This window comes from Pseudonocardia ailaonensis (assembly GCF_039531635.1).
In the GTDB taxonomy this organism is placed as follows: domain Bacteria; phylum Actinomycetota; class Actinomycetes; order Mycobacteriales; family Pseudonocardiaceae; genus Pseudonocardia; species Pseudonocardia ailaonensis.
This window is the reverse complement of the sequence record NZ_BAAAQK010000003.1, coordinates 32,921-47,910: the sequence shown is the minus strand read 5'-3', so window position 1 is coordinate 47,910 and position 14,990 is coordinate 32,921. Positions and strand designations below refer to the sequence as shown.

Below are 14,990 nucleotides of genomic sequence, written 5' to 3'. Positions count from 1 at the left end.
CGGCGCCGGGCTCCACGCGAGTCGAGAGCCTCAGCCCACCTCGGACGGATCCAGCCGCACCCGCACCGGATCGGGAGCCTTGCGGCTGCTGCGCGTCGCCTGCGCCACCGCGAGGTGCTTCGCCAGCACCCGCCCCTGCGTGCGGGGTACTCGCACCAGCGCCCGCTCGCGCACCTCGTGCGTGGTGGCTCCCGGCTCGTCCGGCGGGTCGATCTCCACGGGCCCGAGCACCTCGATCCGCGGCTCGGCCGCCAGCACCGCGTCGACGACGTCCGCGACCGCGCCGGGCGAGCCCTCGACCGCCGCCATCCGCACCGCGGGCGGGAACCCGACCTCCGCGCGGGCGGCCAGCTCCTCGGCGGCGAACCCGGCCGGGTCCCACCGCACCAGCGCCTGCACCACCGGGATCGCGGAGTCGGCCACCACGATCACCCGCCCGCCCTCCGAATGCGGCCGGACCAGCGCCGAGGCGGCGAGCCAGCGCCGCAGCGCCTCCTCCATCACCCGCAGGTCCGCCCGCGAGAGCATCGCCCAGCCGTCGAGCAGCAGCGCGGCCCCGTACCCGCCCTCGGCCGGGGGCTCGGCCCCCGGTGTCGCGACCACGATCCCGGCCGCGGACGGCACCGACGCCAGCACCGGCGCCCCGCCCCCGGACGACCTCACCGACACCCCCGGGAACGCCCGGCCCAGCTCCTCCGCGGTCCGCCGGGAACCGACCACCCCGGCCCGCAGCCGCCGCCCGCCGCACCCGCCGCAGCGGTAGGTGGACTCGACCCGCCCGCACCACCGGCACGTCGGCAGGCCCGCGTCGTGCTCGGCGCCCCGCGGGAGCCCCATCGGCCCGGCGCAGTGCCGGCAGCGCGCCGGCTCGCGACACTGCGCGCAGGACAGCCACGGCAGGTAGCCCGCCCGCGGAACCTGGACCAGCACCGGACGGTCGGCCCCGAGCGCCTGCCGCGCCGCCTCGAACGCGACGGCCGGCACCCGCGCGCCGCGGGCGTCGGGATCCCGTGCCAGCTGGGTGTCCGACTCCCCGATCGCCGTGACCCGCGGCGCCGCGGCCCGCACGACCGCCCGGTCCGGCGAGATCGGCCGCGCCCATCCGGACTCGACGAGCAGCTGCGCCTCGGCCGTGCGCGCGTGGCCGCCGACCAGCAGCGCGGCGCCTGCCGCGTGCGCGCGCGTGATCAGCACGTCCCGGACCTGCGGATACGGCGACCGGGGCTCGGCGTGGCTGTCGTCCCCGTCGTCCCAGACGGCGAGCAGCCCGGGCTTCTCGACGGGCGCGAACGCGGCCGACCGCGTCCCCACCACCGCCCGCACGGCACCCCGCCGCACCGCGAGCCAGCGCCGGTAGCGCTCGGCCGGCCCCAGATCGGCGGTGAGCGCCACGACGCCGTCCGCCCCGAGCCGCGCGGCGAACGCGGCGTGCGCGGCCTCGACGTCCCGCTGGTCCGGCACCACGAGCAGCGCCCCGCGCCCGGCCGCGACGGTCGCGGCCGCGGCCTCCGCCAGCCGTTCCGGCCACGACTCCCCCGGCAGCGCCTGCCACACCGCATGCGCCGCGCGGCCGCTCCCGAGCGCCTCCAGGAAGGCGGCCCCGTGCTGGTAGCGGGCCCAGGCCGCAGGATCCGGCGACTCCACCGGTGCGATCTCCCGCTCGCGGGGCGCCTCCTTCTCCACGCGGGCGTGCCGCGGCGGCACCGCCATCCGCACGACGTCCGCGAACACCCCCGCGTACCGGTCCGCCACCGCCCGGCACAGGGCCGCCACCTCGGCCGACAGCACCGGCTCCGGGGACACCACCTTGTCGATCCAGGCGAGCTTCCCCCGCCCCGACCCGTACTCCGACTCCTCGACCCGTTCGATCAGGAACCCGTCGAGCAGCCGGCCGGCGAACCGCACGCGCACCCGCACGCCCGGCACCGCCTCGGCGTCGAGATGCGTGGGCACGCGGTAGTCGAACGGCCGGTCCAGGTGCGCCAGCGGGACGTCCACGGCGACCCGCGCCACGGGCAGCACGGCAGCGGCGGTCCACTCCCCGCGCGTCCGGCTCGCTGTACTCACGCCGCAGTCCTACCCGATCACCCCGACAACCCCGCACCCACCCATGAGCGAACGGCGCTCTCGCTCACTCCTACTGAGCGAACGACCCACTCGCTCAAGTCCTGCACCCGTCGAGCGAACGGCACCGGGAACGCGAACGGCACCCCCACCGCAGCAGGGGTGCCGTCCGGACGTGCGGCGGGGATCAGACCCCGGCAGCCGCCTTCAGCGCCTCGGCGCGGGAGGTGTCCTCCCACGGCAGGGCCACGTCGGTGCGGCCGAAGTGGCCGTACGCCGCGGTGGGCGCGTAGATCGGGCGCAGCAGGTCGAGGTCGCGGACGATCGCGGCCGGACGGAGGTCGAACACCTCCGTGATGGCGGACTCGATCTTCGCCGGGTCCACGTGCGCGGTGTCGAACGTCTCGACGAACAGGCCGACCGGGGCCGCCTTGCCGATCGCGTACGCGACCTGGACCTCGATCTTCTCGGCCAGCCCGGCGGCCACGACGTTCTTCGCCACCCAGCGCATCGCGTACGCGGCGGAGCGGTCCACCTTCGACGGGTCCTTGCCCGAGAAGGCACCGCCGCCGTGGCGGGCGAACCCGCCGTAGGTGTCGACGATGATCTTGCGGCCGGTCAGGCCGGCGTCGCCCATCGGGCCGCCGATGACGAAGCGGCCGGTCGGGTTGACCAGCAGCCGCACGTTGGAGGTGTCGAGACCGAGCTCCGAGATCTCCGGCGTGACGATCTTCTCGAGCACGTCGGGCGCCAGCATGCCGTCGAGGTCGACGTCCGCCGCGTGCTGCGTGGAGAGGACGACCGTGTCGAGGCGGACCGGCTTGTCGCCGTCGTACTCGATGGTGACCTGGGTCTTGCCGTCCGGGCGCAGGTAGGGCAGCACGCCGGTCTTGCGGACCTCGGTGAGCCGGCGCGCGAGCCGGTGCGCGAGCGCGATCGGCAGCGGCATCAGCTCGGCGGTGTCCGTGTTCGCGTAGCCGAACATCAGGCCCTGGTCGCCCGCGCCCTGCCGGGCGATCTCGTCCTCGCTGGACTCGACCCGGCTCTCGTACGCGGTGTCGACGCCCTGTGCGATGTCCGGCGACTGGGCGCCGATCGCGATGTTGACGCCGCAGGAGTTGCCGTCGAAGCCCTTGGACGACGAGTCGTAGCCGATCTCGAGGATCTTCTCCCGGACCAGGCCGGGGATGTCGACGTACGCCGAGGTCGTGACCTCGCCGGCGACGTGCACCTGCCCGGTGGTCACCAGGGTCTCGACGGCGACCCGGCTCTTCGGGTCCTGCGCGAGCAGCGCGTCGAGGACGGTGTCGCTGATCGCGTCACACATCTTGTCCGGGTGACCTTCGGTCACCGACTCGCTGGTGAACAGCCGACGGCCCACGTTCGCCACTCGCCACTCCGTTGCTCTTCGCGCGCCCCTGCCGCGACGGTGGGGTGGGGTGCTGTTGTCCACTGGCCGAGGGAGGCCCCTGCCTTGCCAGACTAGTCGACACGGGCCCGGGACCCGTTACCGGCCGGGCCTCACCGAGCGTGACGAACGGGCCCGGGTTCCCGTCTCCGTTCACCGCTTCGGGTGGACCCCGGTCGAGGTCCCGAATCGGTCACGGCCGCCGTCGTTGGGCCCCATGACAGTTCGCGTCCGGACCGGACGCGGAGCACATCGACGGACGCCCGCTCCCCAACCGGCGTCCCACGGAGGTTCTGCTCGGATGAAGGCCCTGTTCTCGGCCCTGAGGATCTCGGCGCGCCCGGGCCGCGCGGCGGCCGCCGTCGGCGGTGTGGTCGCGGTCGGCGCCGTCGGCGCGATGGCCCTGCTCGCCCCCGCCGCCTCCGCCGCCACCGCCGGCACCTGCACCGACAACGTCAACGTGCGTGCCGAGGCGTCCGCGACCTCGCGCATCGTCGCCGTCTGCGACCGCGGCACCGCCGTCCAGGTCGGCGAGAAGAAGAACGGTTTCGTGAAGCTGGAGAACCTCCACGGCTGGGCCGTCGAGCAGTACGTCAAGACCTCCACCGGCCCGGCCGCCACCCGCGGCACCGAGTCGACCGGCGGCACGACGGCGACCCCGCGCAGCGGCAGCGCCACGACGACGACCACCCCGGCCCACGGCACCACGACCACCCGCCCGGCCCCGGCCGGCGAGGAGCGCAGCGCCCGCACCCCGAGCGGTCACGGCACCACGACCAGCGCCCCCGCCACGACCCCGGCCACGACCTCGGCCACCCCGGCCCCGGCCCGCACCGCGGGCCCCGCGGACGCCGCAGCGGCCGACCCGTCCGACAGCGGCACCGACCCCGGCACCGACCAGGGCACCGGCCCGGCCGCGCCCGGTGGCCTCGGCAGCCTGCTCGGCCGCTGACCCGGCCCGGGTCGGGCGCCCCGGTCAGGCCCTGACCCGGCGCCGGTCCTCGGCCGATCGGCGCTGACCGGCCGCACACGACGAGGGGCGCCCCGACCCGGGGCGCCCCTCGTGTGCGGTCGGCGGACTACCGGCCGAGCCGGGCACCCACGGCGTCCCACAGCCGGGACGCGAGCAGCGCCTTGGAACCCTGCGGGATCACGGTCTCGGCCCCGTCCGCGCCGAGCAGCCAGCCCTGGTTGTCGGCGTTCTCGAAGGCCCCGCCCTCACCGACCCAGTTGACGAGCAGCAGGTCGGCGCCCTTCTTCACGAGCTTGCGGCGGCCGTACTCCAGCGCGTCCGTGGTCTCGTCGCCCGTCTCGGCGGCGAACCCGACCACGACCTGGCCGGGCTCCCGCGCCGAGACGAGCTCGGCGAGGATGTCGGGGTTCAGGGCGAGGCGCACCGGCTCGGGTTCCGAACCGTCCTTCTTGATCTTGTGCGCGGCGAGCGCGGTCGGGCGGAAGTCCGCCACCGCGGCCGACATGACGACGGCGTCCGCGCCCTTCGAGGCCCGGTGCATCGCCTCGCGCATCTCGACGGCCGATCCGACGTGCACGACCTCGACCGCGGCCGGATCGGCCAGCTCGGCGGTGTGCCCGGCGACGAGCGTGACGTGCGCGCCGCGCTGCGCCGCGACCTTGGCCAGCGCGTACCCCTGCCGCCCCGACGAGCGGTTGCCCAGGAACCGGACGGGATCGAGCGGCTCCCGGGTGCCCCCGGCGGACACGACGACGCGCCGGCCCTCGAGATCCCGCGGCAGCGCGTCCGGCCGCTCGAGCAGGAGCCGCGCGAGCTCGGCGATCTCCTCCGGGTCCGGCAGCCGGCCCGGGCCGGTGTCCTTGCCCGTGAGCCGCCCCGACGCGGGCTCCATCACGATCGCGCCGCGCGAGCGCAGCGTGGCGACGTTGGCCTGCGTGGCCGGGTGCTGCCACATCTCGGTGTGCATGGCCGGCACGTAGAGCACCGGACAGCGGGCGACGAGCAGGGACCCGGTGAGCAGGTCGTCCGCCCGGCCCGCCACCGCGCGGGCCAGCAGGTCCGCGGTGGCGGGGGCGACGACGACGAGATCCGCGTCCTGACCCAGCCTCACGTGCTGGACGGACGGCACGTCCGAGAACACGCCGGTGTGCACCGGCTGCCCGGACAGCGCCTCGAACGTGGCGGCGCCGACGAAGTTCAGCGCCGACTCCGTCGGGACGACGCGCACGGAGTGCCCCGACTCGGTCAACCGGCGGAGCAGCTCGGCGCTCTTGTAGGCCGCGATCCCCCCGGCGACCCCGAGCAGGACCCGGGGCCCCGGGTGATCGACCATGACGTGCGGCTACTCGCCCTCGGTGTGCTCGAGCAGCCCTGCCTGGATCTCGCGCATGGCGATCGACAGCGGCTTCTCGCGCGGGCCCGGCTCGACCAGCGGCCCGACGTACTCGAGCAGGCCCTCGCCCAGCTGCGAGTAGTAGTCGTTGATCTGGCGGGCGCGCTTCGCCGAGTAGATCACCAGCGCGTACTTCGAGCTGACCTTGTCCAGGAGGTCGTCGATCGGCGGGTTGGTGATGCCCTCGGGGAGGGCTCCGGCCACGGGGCCGGTCAGCGGCATGCTCACTCAGGAACTCCAGAGACTGTGGGGCGCGGGTCGGGTCCCGCGGGTGCGACCAGCAACTCTACCAACCGGTCGACGACGACCTGCACCTCGTCGTTGACCACGATCACGTCGAACTCGTCCCGGGCCGCCATCTCCTCGACGGCGGTGCGCAGCCGGCGCTCCCGGACCTCGGCGCTCTCGGTGCCCCGGTCGGTGAGCCGGCGGGCCAGCTCCTCGAACGACGGCGGCTCCACGAACACCGTGACCGACTCGGGCATCGCCCGCTTGACCGACCGGGCGCCCTGGAGATCGACCTCCACGAGCACGGGCCTGCCCTGCGCGATCGGCCCCTCGACCTCGGCGCGCGGCGTGCCCGAACGCTGCAGGCCACCGTGCACCTCCGCCCATTCCAGCAGCTCGCCGGCCGCGATCAACCGGTCGAACTCCTGGCGCGAGACGAAGTGGTAGTGGATCCCCTCGACCTCCCCCGGACGCATCGCCCGCGTGGTCGCGGACACCGAGAAGTGGAGCTCGGGGAGCTCCGTACGGAGCCGGTCGACGATGCTGCTCTTACCGACCCCGGAGGGTCCTGCGAGCACCATCAGCCGGCCCCGGGCGGTGCTCACCTCAGGAGGGGAACTCGTTCAGCAGCGCCTTGCGCTGCCGCTCGCCCAGGCCGCGCAGCCGGCGGCTGGGGGCGATCTCGAGGCGCTCCATGATCTGGGCCGCGCGGACCTTGCCCACGCTGGGCATGGCCTCGAGCAGGGCCGAGACCTTCATCTTGCCGAGCACCTCGTCGGTGTCGGACTGCTTCAGCACCTCGGCGAGGGTGATGCCCCCGCGCTTGAGCCGCTCCTTCAGCTCCGCCCGGGCTCGGCGGGCGGCCGCGGCCTTCTGCAGCGCGGCAGCACGCTGTTCCTCGGTCAGCTGGGGAAGGGCCACGGTCTCCTCCGTCTTTCGTCGTGCAGTGCGGGATCGCCAGGCGGTGCGATCGCCGTCCCGGGCGGGTCTCCGGCCGGGGCTCGAACGAACGTACCCACGCACCCCCGGGGGATGCCAACGGGGGTGCCACCAGTGGGTTTGATGCCACACCCACTCCCGTGGACCCCCGGACGGGTGATAACACACCCGCGGCCCCGGACGGGTACCCGACGCGCCCGCTCGGCGACGGCGACCGTCCGTTCGGCGGCAGCGCACAGCGGCACCCGGCGGCGCGCCGGCAGGCCGGGCTCAGCCCGTGGGGCGCAGCGCGCGCAGCCGCGCGGGTGTGAGGTCTTCCTTGTTGACGTACGCCACAGCGCCGCAGTCGGCCGCGTCGGACGGCAGGTCGTCCAGGGCGTACGTGGACAGCAGCACGATGCGCGTGTCCGGGGCCGCCGCGAGGATCCGCCGGGTCGCCTCGATCCCGCTGATCCCGGGCAGGTTGATGTCCATCAGCACGACGGCGGGCCGGATCCGCAGCGCCTCGGCCACGGCCTGCTCACCGGTCTCGGCCTCGGCGGCGACCCGCCAGCCCCCGACCATGCCGACGACGGTGCGTGCGATGGTCCGGAACGGCCGCTGGTCGTCGACGATCAGCACCTCGACCGCAGTGGTACCCGGCTCGACCGCCGTGCCCCCGGCGGTCCCGGCAGCCGACACCCCACCCGTCGACGCACCCGTCGAACCGGCCGTCGACGCACCCGTCGAACCGGCCGTCGGCGCGGGCGTCGAACCGGCCGTGGGCAGCGGCACGGGCGTGGGCAGCACGGCGCCGACCGTCGTCCCCGGTGCCGGTCCGGCCGCCCCGGGGTCCGCAGCCGTCACCGCACCCCCCGCCGGGTCGACCGCTGATCCGGCCGGCTCCCGAACCCCGTCCACTGCCACCTCCGTGCTCCCCCGCGTGCCACCGGGACACGTACCTCCCGGTCGGGCCAGCGTGACGGTCGAGCGCCCGAGGCACCAGGGTGCCACCATCCCCACCGAACGGGTGAACGATATCGGCCACTCACTGGGCCGAACGGCCCACTAGTCGGTCCTCGATGCCTGTTCCGCCGCTCCCGGCAGCCCCTCGCGCCGGCGCACCCCAACGCCGATCATCACCGCGGGCGCCGCCGACAGCCCGGCGCAGGGAGGTCGCGGCGGGTCGTCCCGACCACCCGACCCGATACGCCGAGATGAACCTGAGGGCGATTCCGACCCCACCGAAATCGCCCTGAGGTTCATCTCGGCCGGTGTGGATGGTCGGCGTCAGCTCAGGACGGTGAGTGCCGCCGCGAGCTCGTCCCGCTGGGCTTCCGCCGCACCCCGCAGCGCCGCGACGTCCGGGCCCGCCTTGAGGATCGACCGGCTCGCCGCGGGCAGCACGAGCCCGCGCAGCCCCGCGAAACGCTCGGCGATGTCCGCCGGGGTCGCCCCCTGCGCCCCGAGGCCCGGGGCCAGCACGGCGCCGTTCAGGGCCCCGAGGTCGAGTCCGTGGTCGTGGGTGGCGCCCACGACCACCCCGATCCCGCCCAGCGGCGAGGCGCCGGCGTTGCGGACACCGGCGGCGGTGACCATCCCCTGCGCCACCGTGACCCCGTCGACCGACGCGAGCTGCACCGTCCCGCCCTCCGGGTTCGAGGTGCGGGCCAGCACGAACACCCCGCGCCCGGCCTCCTCGGCGGCCCGGAAGGCAGGTTCCAGCGACCCGAAGCCGAGGTAGGGCGACACCGTGATCGCGTCCGCCGCGACGGCCGCGCCGACGCCGAGGTAGGCGTCCGCGTACCCGTCCATCGTGGAGCCGATGTCCCCGCGCTTCACGTCGAGCAGCGAGAGCGTGCCCGTCCCCGCGAGGTCCGCGAGCGTCTGCTCGAGGACCGCGATCCCCCGCGACCCGTGCCGCTCGAAGAACGCCGCCTGCGGCTTCACGACGGCGACGTGCCCGGCGAGCGCCGCGACGGCGGCCGAGCAGAACCCGGCCAGCCCCTCCGCGTCGTCCGTCAGCCCCCACTCGGCCAGCAACGACGGGTGCGGATCGATCCCCGCACACAGCGGCCCGAACCGCCCCACGGCGGCAACGAGCCGCTCCCCGAAACTCACCGCCGACCTCGCACCATGGAACCATGACGCGCGATTCCGAGCCCGAAATCAGCGTTATGGTTCCATGACGCGATCCGGGACGGCGTGATCACGGGCGGGCCTTGCGGAGGGCCGCGTGGGCGTCCTGCAGGCTCCGCACGCCGATGTCGCCCCGCTGCATCGCCTCGATCCCCTGCACCGCGGCGCCGGCACCCTGGACCGTGGTGATGCACGGGACCCCGCGCGAGACCGCGGCCGCCCGGATCTCGTAGCCGTCCACGCGCGGCCCGGAGTTGCCGTACGGCGTGTTGATGATCAGCGCGATGTCCCCGGCCAGGATCTGATCGACGATCGTCTCCCCGTGATCCTTCTCGCTGTGCTTGCGCACCACCGTCGTGACGATCCCGTGCCGGCGCAGCACCTCCGCCGTGCCCTCGGTGGCCAGCACCTCGAAGCCCAGGTCGGCGAGCCGGCGCACCGGGAACACCATGGCGCGCTTGTCCCGGTCCGCCATGGACACGAAGACCTTGCCCGACGAGGGCAGCGAGCCGTAGGCGGCGGCCTGGGACTTGGCGAACGCCGGCCCGAAGGACGCGTCGATGCCCATGACCTCGCCCGTGGACTTCATCTCCGGGCCGAGCAGCGGGTCCACGCCCTGGCCGGACGGCGTGCGGAACCGGTTGAACGGCAGCACCGCCTCCTTGACGGCGACGGGCGCGTCCGCGGGCAGGTCCCCCACGTCCCCGGTGGCGGGCAGCAGCCCCTCCACGCGCAGGTCCGCGATCGAGGCACCGAGCATGATCCGCGCCGCGGCCTTGGCGAGCGAGACCGCCGTGGCCTTGGAGACGAACGGCACCGTGCGCGAGGCCCGCGGGTTCGCCTCCAGCACGTAGAGGGTCTCGCCGTGCAGCGCGTACTGCACGTTCAGCAGCCCGCGCACCCCGACTCCGTGCGCGATCGCCTCGGTGGAGCTCCGCACCGTCTCGAGGACGCTGCGCCCCAACGTGATCGGCGGCAGCGTGCAAGACGAGTCGCCGGAGTGCACCCCGGCCTCCTCGATGTGTTCCATCACGCCGCCGAGGAAGACCTCCTCGCCGTCGCACAGGGCGTCGACGTCGATCTCGATGGCGTCGTCGAGGAACTTGTCGACGAGCACGGGCCGGTCCGGCGAGATCGTCGTGGCCCGGGCGATGTAGCCGGCCAGCGTGGCGTCGTCGTAGACGATCTCCATGCCGCGCCCGCCGAGGACGTAGGACGGCCGCACCAGCACGGGATAGCCGATCCGCTCGGCGATCTCGCGGGCCTGCTCGAACGACGTCGCGGTGCCGAACGCCGGCGCGGGCAGCCCGGCCTTGCGCAGCACCTCGCCGAACGCCCCGCGGTCCTCCGCGAGGTCGATGGCCGCAGCCGAGGTCCCCACGACGGGAACGCCCGCGGCGGTCAGCCTGGCCGCGAGCCCCAGCGGCGTCTGCCCGCCGAGCTGCACGATCACGCCGACGACCTCGCCGGACTCCTGCTCGGCGTGCACGACCTCGAGGACGTCCTCGAAGGTGAGCGGCTCGAAGTACAGCCGGTCCGCGGTGTCGTAGTCCGTGGAGACGGTCTCCGGGTTGCAGTTGACCATCACGGTCTCGAACCCGGCCTCGCGCAGTGCCTGCACCGCGTGCACGCAGGAGTAGTCGAACTCGATGCCCTGCCCGATGCGGTTCGGCCCGGAGCCCAGGATCAGCACCTTGGGCTTCTCCGTCTGCGGCGCGATCTCGGACTCGGCCGACGGGTCGGTCTCGTACGCGCTGTAGTGGTAGGGAGTGCGAGCGGCGAACTCGGCGGCACACGTGTCGACCGTCTTGTAGACGGGCCGGATGCCGAGCCGGTGCCGCAGCGACCGGACGCCGTCCTCCCCCGCGAACTCGGGCCGGACGGCCGCGAGCTGCCGGTCCGACAGCCCGGCCCGCTTCGCGCGCCGCAGCAGGTCGGCGTCGAGCACGGGAGCGTCCTCGATGACGGCGCGCAGCTCCACGAGCAGCGCGATCTGGTCGAGGAACCACGGGTCGATGCCGGAGATCGTCGCGACCTCCTCGACCGACCGCCCGGCCCGCAGCGCCCGCTCGACGCTGTAGATCCGCCCGTCCGTGGGCGTGCGGATCTCCTCGTCGGTGGGCGGCGAGGCCGGGTCCGGCGTGGTCCAGAAGCCGATCGCCGTGGTCTCCATGGACCGCAGTGCCTTGCCGAAGGCCTCCTGGAAGGAGCGCCCCAGCGCCATCGCCTCGCCCACGGACTTCATGGTCGTGGTCAGCTCGGTGTCCGCGCCGGGGAACTTCTCGAACGCGAACCGCGGGATCTTGACGACGACGTAGTCGAGCGTGGGCTCGAAGGCCGCCGGCGTCTCCCCGGTGATGTCGTTGGTGATCTCGTCGAGCGTGTACCCGACGGCCAGCTTCGCGGCGATCTTGGCGATCGGGAAGCCGGTGGCCTTCGACGCCAGCGCCGAGGACCGCGACACCCGCGGGTTCATCTCGATGACGACGAGCCGCCCCGTCTCCGGGTGCACGGCGAACTGGATGTTGCAGCCGCCGGTGTCCACGCCGACCTCGCGCAGGACGGCGATGCCCACGTCCCGCATGTGCTGGTACTCGCGGTCCGTCAGCGTCATCGCCGGGGCGACGGTGATCGAGTCGCCCGTGTGGACGCCCATCGGGTCCAGGTTCTCGATGGAGCACACCACCACCACGTTGTCGTGGTGGTCGCGCATGAGCTCGAGCTCGTACTCCTTCCAGCCCAGCACCGACTCCTCGATGAGGACCTCGGTGACCGGGGAGGCCGCGAGCCCGCCGCCGGCGAGCCGCTCCAGGTCCTCCTCGGTGTGGGCCATGCCGGAGCCGAGCCCGCCCATGGTGAACGACGGGCGGATGACGACCGGGAGCCCCAGCTCGCCGACCGCGGCCCGGACCTCGTCCATGGAGTGGCAGACGGCGGACCGGGGCACCTCGCCGCCGATCTTGAGCACGATCTCCTTGAACTTCAGCCGGTCCTCGCCGCGCTCGATGGCGTCGACGTCGGCCCCGATGAGCTCCACGCCGTAGCGCTCGAGCACACCGTTCTGGTGCAGGGCGATCGCGGTGTTCAGCGCCGTCTGGCCGCCCAGGGTGGCCAGGATGGCGTCCGGCCGCTCGGCGGCGATGACCTTCTCGACGAAGTCCGGGGTGATCGGCTCGATGTAGGTGGCGTCGGCGAACTCCGGGTCCGTCATGATCGTGGCCGGGTTGGAGTTGACCAGCGAGACGCGGATCCCCTCGGCGCGCAGCACGCGGCAGGCCTGGGTGCCGGAGTAGTCGAACTCGCAGGCCTGACCGATGACGATCGGCCCGGAGCCGATGACCATCACGTGCCGGATGTCCTCACGGCGCGGCATCAGACGTTCTCCCCGTTCTCGGTGGCAGCGGCGGTGTCGGACACGCCGGCGTTCTCGACGATCCGGTCGGCGTTGAGGTGGTGGCGCCCGGCCGAGCGGCGGCCCGTCTCCATCAGCCGGCAGAACCGGTCGAAGAGGTCCGCGGCGTCGTGCGGGCCCGCGGCCGCCTCCGGGTGGTACTGCACGGAGAAGGCCGGGAAGTCCACTCCCGCAAGGCCTTCGACACAGCCGTCGTTGGGGCAGGTGTGCGTGATCTCCGCGGTGCCGTAGGGCGTGGTGAACCGCTCCCCGGCGCTCCCCTCGACCGCGAAGCCGTGGTTCTGCGAGGTGATGGCCACCCGGCCGGTGGCGTGCTCGACGACCGGGATGTTGATCCCGCGGTGGCCGTAGCGCAGCTTGTAGGTGCCCCGGCCCAGCGCGCGGCCGAGGATCTGGTTGCCGAAGCAGATGCCGAACAGCGGGATCCGCTGCTCCAGGACCTGCTTCGTCAGGGCCACGGGCGCGTCCGCGGTGGCCGGGTCGCCCGGGCCGTTGGACAGGAAGAACCCGTCCGGCTCCAGCGCCAGCACGTCCTCGATCGTCGACGCCGCGGGCAGCACGTGCACCTCGATGCCGCGCTCGGCCATCATCCGCGGGGTGTTGAACTTGATCCCGACGTCGAGCGCCGCGACGGTGTAGAGCTTCTCCCCCGCGGCCGGCACGACGTAGGTCTCGCCGGTGGTGACGGCGCCGTAGAGGTCGGCGCCCTCCATCCCGGGGCTGCGGCGCACGCGCTCCACCAGCTCCGGGTCCGCGGCCAGGGCGGCGCCGGAGAACACCCCGGCCCGCATGGCCCCGCGCTCGCGCAGGTGCCGCACCAGGGCCCGGGTGTCGATCCCGGCGATGCCGACGATCCCCTGCGCCGCCAGGGCGTCCGCCAGCGTGCCGGTGGCCCGCCAGCTCGACGCCCGCGGGCTGGGGTCGCGCACCGCGTACCCGGCGACCTGGATGCCCGCGGACTCGTCGTCCTCGTCGTTCCAGCCGGTGTTGCCGATCTGCGGCGCCGTCTGCACCACGATCTGGCGGTGGTACGACGGGTCCGTCAGGGTCTCCTGGTAGCCCGTCATGCCGGTGGTGAACACGGCCTCGCCCAGGGCCTCCCCCACGGCGCCGAAGGGTTCCCCGCGGAAGATCCGCCCGTCCTCCAGCACGAGTACTGCGCTCATGCCACAACCTTCCCGTCGCGGGCCGTGATCCGGCCACGCAGAACCGTGGCGACCACCGCACCGGGCAGCCGCATTCCCTCGTACGGAGTGTTGGCCGACGGCCCGGCCAGGGCCGTACCCCGGACCGTCCACTGGGCGTCCGGGTCGACGAGGCACAGGTTCGCCGGCTCACCGACGGCGATCGGCCGGCCCTGGTCGGGCAGGTTCCCGATCTCCGCGGGCCGCTCGCTCATCACCCGCGCGACGCCGTGCCAGTCCAGCAGCCCCGGCTCGACCATCGTGTGGATCACCACCGAGAGCGAGGTCTGCAGGCCGAGCATGCCCGGCCGCGCCACCGCCCACTCCGTGTCCTTGTACTGGTGGGCGTGCGGCGCGTGGTCCGTGGCCACGACGTCGATCACGCCCTCGGCCAGCGCCTCGCGCATGGCCTGGGTGTCCGCGCCGGTCCGCAGCGGCGGGTTCACCTTGTTGACGGGGTCGTACCCGGCGAGCCGGCCGTCCGTCAGCAGGAGGTGGTGCGGGGTGACCTCGGCGCTCACCCGCACGCCCTGCGCCTTCGCCGCGCGCAGCACCGCGATCGTGTGCAGCGACGACACGTGGCAGACGTGCAGCGCCGCACCGGCCTCGCGGGCCAGCGCGCAGTCCCGGGCGACGATCGTCTCCTCGGCGGTGGCGGGCCAGCCGGCCAGCCCCAGCCGCGCGGCGGTCGCGCCCTCGTGGGCCTGGGCGCCCTCGGTGAGCCGGTGGTCCTCGGCGTGCTGGGCGATCACGACGTCGAGCGCGCTCGCGTACTCCAGCGCGCGCCGCATGATCACCGGGTCGTCCACACAGGACCCGTCGTCGGAGAAGATCCGGACCTGCGCGGCCGAGCTCGCCATCGTGCCGAGCTCGGCGAGCTGGGAACCCTTGCGCCCCTGCGTGACCGCACCCACCGGGTGGACGTCGACCAGGCCGATCTCCGCGCCGCGGCGGCGCACGTGCTCCACCACGACGGCGGTGTCCTGCACCGGGTCCGTGTTCGGCATGGCGAAGACGGCGGTGAACCCGCCGAGCGCTGCGGCGTGGCTGCCGGACTCGATCGTCTCGGACTCCTCGCCGCCCGGCTCACGCAGGTGCACGTGCAGGTCGACCAGGCCGGGGAGCAGGACGTGGCCGTCGGCGTCGAGGATCTCGGTGTCGTCCGGGGCGCCGGTCGGCCCGGTGCCGATCTCGGTGATCACCCCGTCGGTGACGAGGATGTCGACGGCGTCCTCCCCGTAGGGGCGGGCGTTCTTGATCAGGAGTGTCAT

General features: G+C 74.0%; 12 protein-coding genes. 1 reads left to right on the top strand and 11 read right to left on the bottom strand.

Annotated elements, in window-relative coordinates; genetic code table 11:
• Positions 1-30: 30 nt before the first annotated feature.
• A complete protein-coding gene (locus ABD324_RS03050) occupies positions 31-2,067 on the bottom strand; it encodes a primosomal protein N' (protein WP_344412094.1) in 2,037 nt (678 codons plus the stop codon).
• A 184-nt stretch (positions 2,068-2,251) separates the two neighbouring features.
• Complete coding sequence (gene metK, locus ABD324_RS03045; RefSeq protein ID WP_344412092.1) at positions 2,252-3,454, bottom strand: methionine adenosyltransferase; 1,203 nt, start codon at positions 3,452-3,454, stop codon at positions 2,252-2,254.
• Positions 3,455-3,773: 319 nt separating this feature from the next.
• Between metK and ABD324_RS03040 the strand changes: the two genes are divergently transcribed.
• Positions 3,774-4,424, top strand: coding sequence for an SH3 domain-containing protein (locus ABD324_RS03040; protein WP_344412090.1), 651 nt, complete (start codon positions 3,774-3,776; stop codon positions 4,422-4,424).
• Between the two features lie 127 nt (positions 4,425-4,551).
• On the opposite strand, the gene coaBC is transcribed toward ABD324_RS03040, so the two are convergent.
• The 9 genes from coaBC to ABD324_RS02995 form a co-directional block, all read right to left on the bottom strand.
• Positions 4,552-5,778, bottom strand: coding sequence for a bifunctional phosphopantothenoylcysteine decarboxylase/phosphopantothenate--cysteine ligase CoaBC (gene coaBC / locus ABD324_RS03035; protein ID WP_344412088.1), 1,227 nt, complete (start codon positions 5,776-5,778; stop codon positions 4,552-4,554).
• A gap of 9 nt (positions 5,779-5,787) precedes the next feature.
• The gene (rpoZ, locus tag ABD324_RS03030; RefSeq protein WP_344413367.1) at positions 5,788-6,060 is read right to left on the bottom strand and encodes a DNA-directed RNA polymerase subunit omega; all 273 of its coding nucleotides are present in this window, start codon (positions 6,058-6,060) and stop codon (positions 5,788-5,790) included.
• A 2-nt stretch (positions 6,061-6,062) separates the two neighbouring features.
• Positions 6,063-6,647, bottom strand: coding sequence for a guanylate kinase (gmk, locus tag ABD324_RS03025; protein WP_425565739.1), 585 nt, complete (start codon positions 6,645-6,647; stop codon positions 6,063-6,065).
• A 25-nt stretch (positions 6,648-6,672) separates the two neighbouring features.
• Complete coding sequence (mihF, locus tag ABD324_RS03020; protein WP_344412084.1) at positions 6,673-6,987, bottom strand: integration host factor, actinobacterial type; 315 nt, start codon at positions 6,985-6,987, stop codon at positions 6,673-6,675.
• A 288-nt stretch (positions 6,988-7,275) separates the two neighbouring features.
• Positions 7,276-7,851 (bottom strand): response regulator, encoded by a 576-nt coding sequence (locus tag ABD324_RS03015; protein WP_344412082.1) that lies wholly within the window; start codon positions 7,849-7,851, stop codon positions 7,276-7,278.
• 423 nt (positions 7,852-8,274) lie between these two features.
• Positions 8,275-9,105 (bottom strand): orotidine-5'-phosphate decarboxylase, encoded by an 831-nt coding sequence (gene pyrF, locus ABD324_RS03010; RefSeq protein WP_344412080.1) that lies wholly within the window; start codon positions 9,103-9,105, stop codon positions 8,275-8,277.
• Between the two features lie 88 nt (positions 9,106-9,193).
• Complete coding sequence (gene carB, locus ABD324_RS03005; protein ID WP_344412078.1) at positions 9,194-12,496, bottom strand: carbamoyl-phosphate synthase large subunit; 3,303 nt, start codon at positions 12,494-12,496, stop codon at positions 9,194-9,196.
• Positions 12,496-13,701 carry a glutamine-hydrolyzing carbamoyl-phosphate synthase small subunit gene (gene carA / locus ABD324_RS03000; protein WP_344412075.1) on the bottom strand — a complete coding sequence of 402 codons (1,206 nt, stop codon included), beginning with the start codon at positions 13,699-13,701 and terminating at the stop codon, positions 12,496-12,498. Before carA ends, carB begins: the two co-directional genes overlap by 1 nt.
• The gene (locus ABD324_RS02995) at positions 13,698-14,990 is read right to left on the bottom strand and encodes a dihydroorotase (protein WP_344412073.1); all 1,293 of its coding nucleotides are present in this window, start codon (positions 14,988-14,990) and stop codon (positions 13,698-13,700) included. Before ABD324_RS02995 ends, carA begins: the two co-directional genes overlap by 4 nt.

Excerpts from the sequence above, each read along its gene's own strand:
- ABD324_RS03040 (WP_344412090.1), top strand. The coding sequence starts at position 3,774 with ATGAAGGCCCTGTTCTCGGCCCTGAGGATCTCGGCGCGCCCGGGCCGC.
- coaBC (WP_344412088.1), bottom strand. The coding sequence starts at position 5,778 with ATGGTCGATCACCCGGGGCCCCGGGTCCTGCTCGGGGTCGCCGGGGGG.
- rpoZ (WP_344413367.1), bottom strand. The coding sequence starts at position 6,060 with ATGCCGCTGACCGGCCCCGTGGCCGGAGCCCTCCCCGAGGGCATCACC.
- gmk (WP_425565739.1), bottom strand. The coding sequence starts at position 6,647 with ATGGTGCTCGCAGGACCCTCCGGGGTCGGTAAGAGCAGCATCGTCGAC.
- carB (WP_344412078.1), bottom strand. The coding sequence starts at position 12,496 with ATGCCGCGCCGTGAGGACATCCGGCACGTGATGGTCATCGGCTCCGGG.
- carA (WP_344412075.1), bottom strand. The coding sequence starts at position 13,701 with ATGAGCGCAGTACTCGTGCTGGAGGACGGGCGGATCTTCCGCGGGGAA.
- ABD324_RS02995 (WP_344412073.1), bottom strand. The coding sequence starts at position 14,990 with ATGACACTCCTGATCAAGAACGCCCGCCCCTACGGGGAGGACGCCGTC.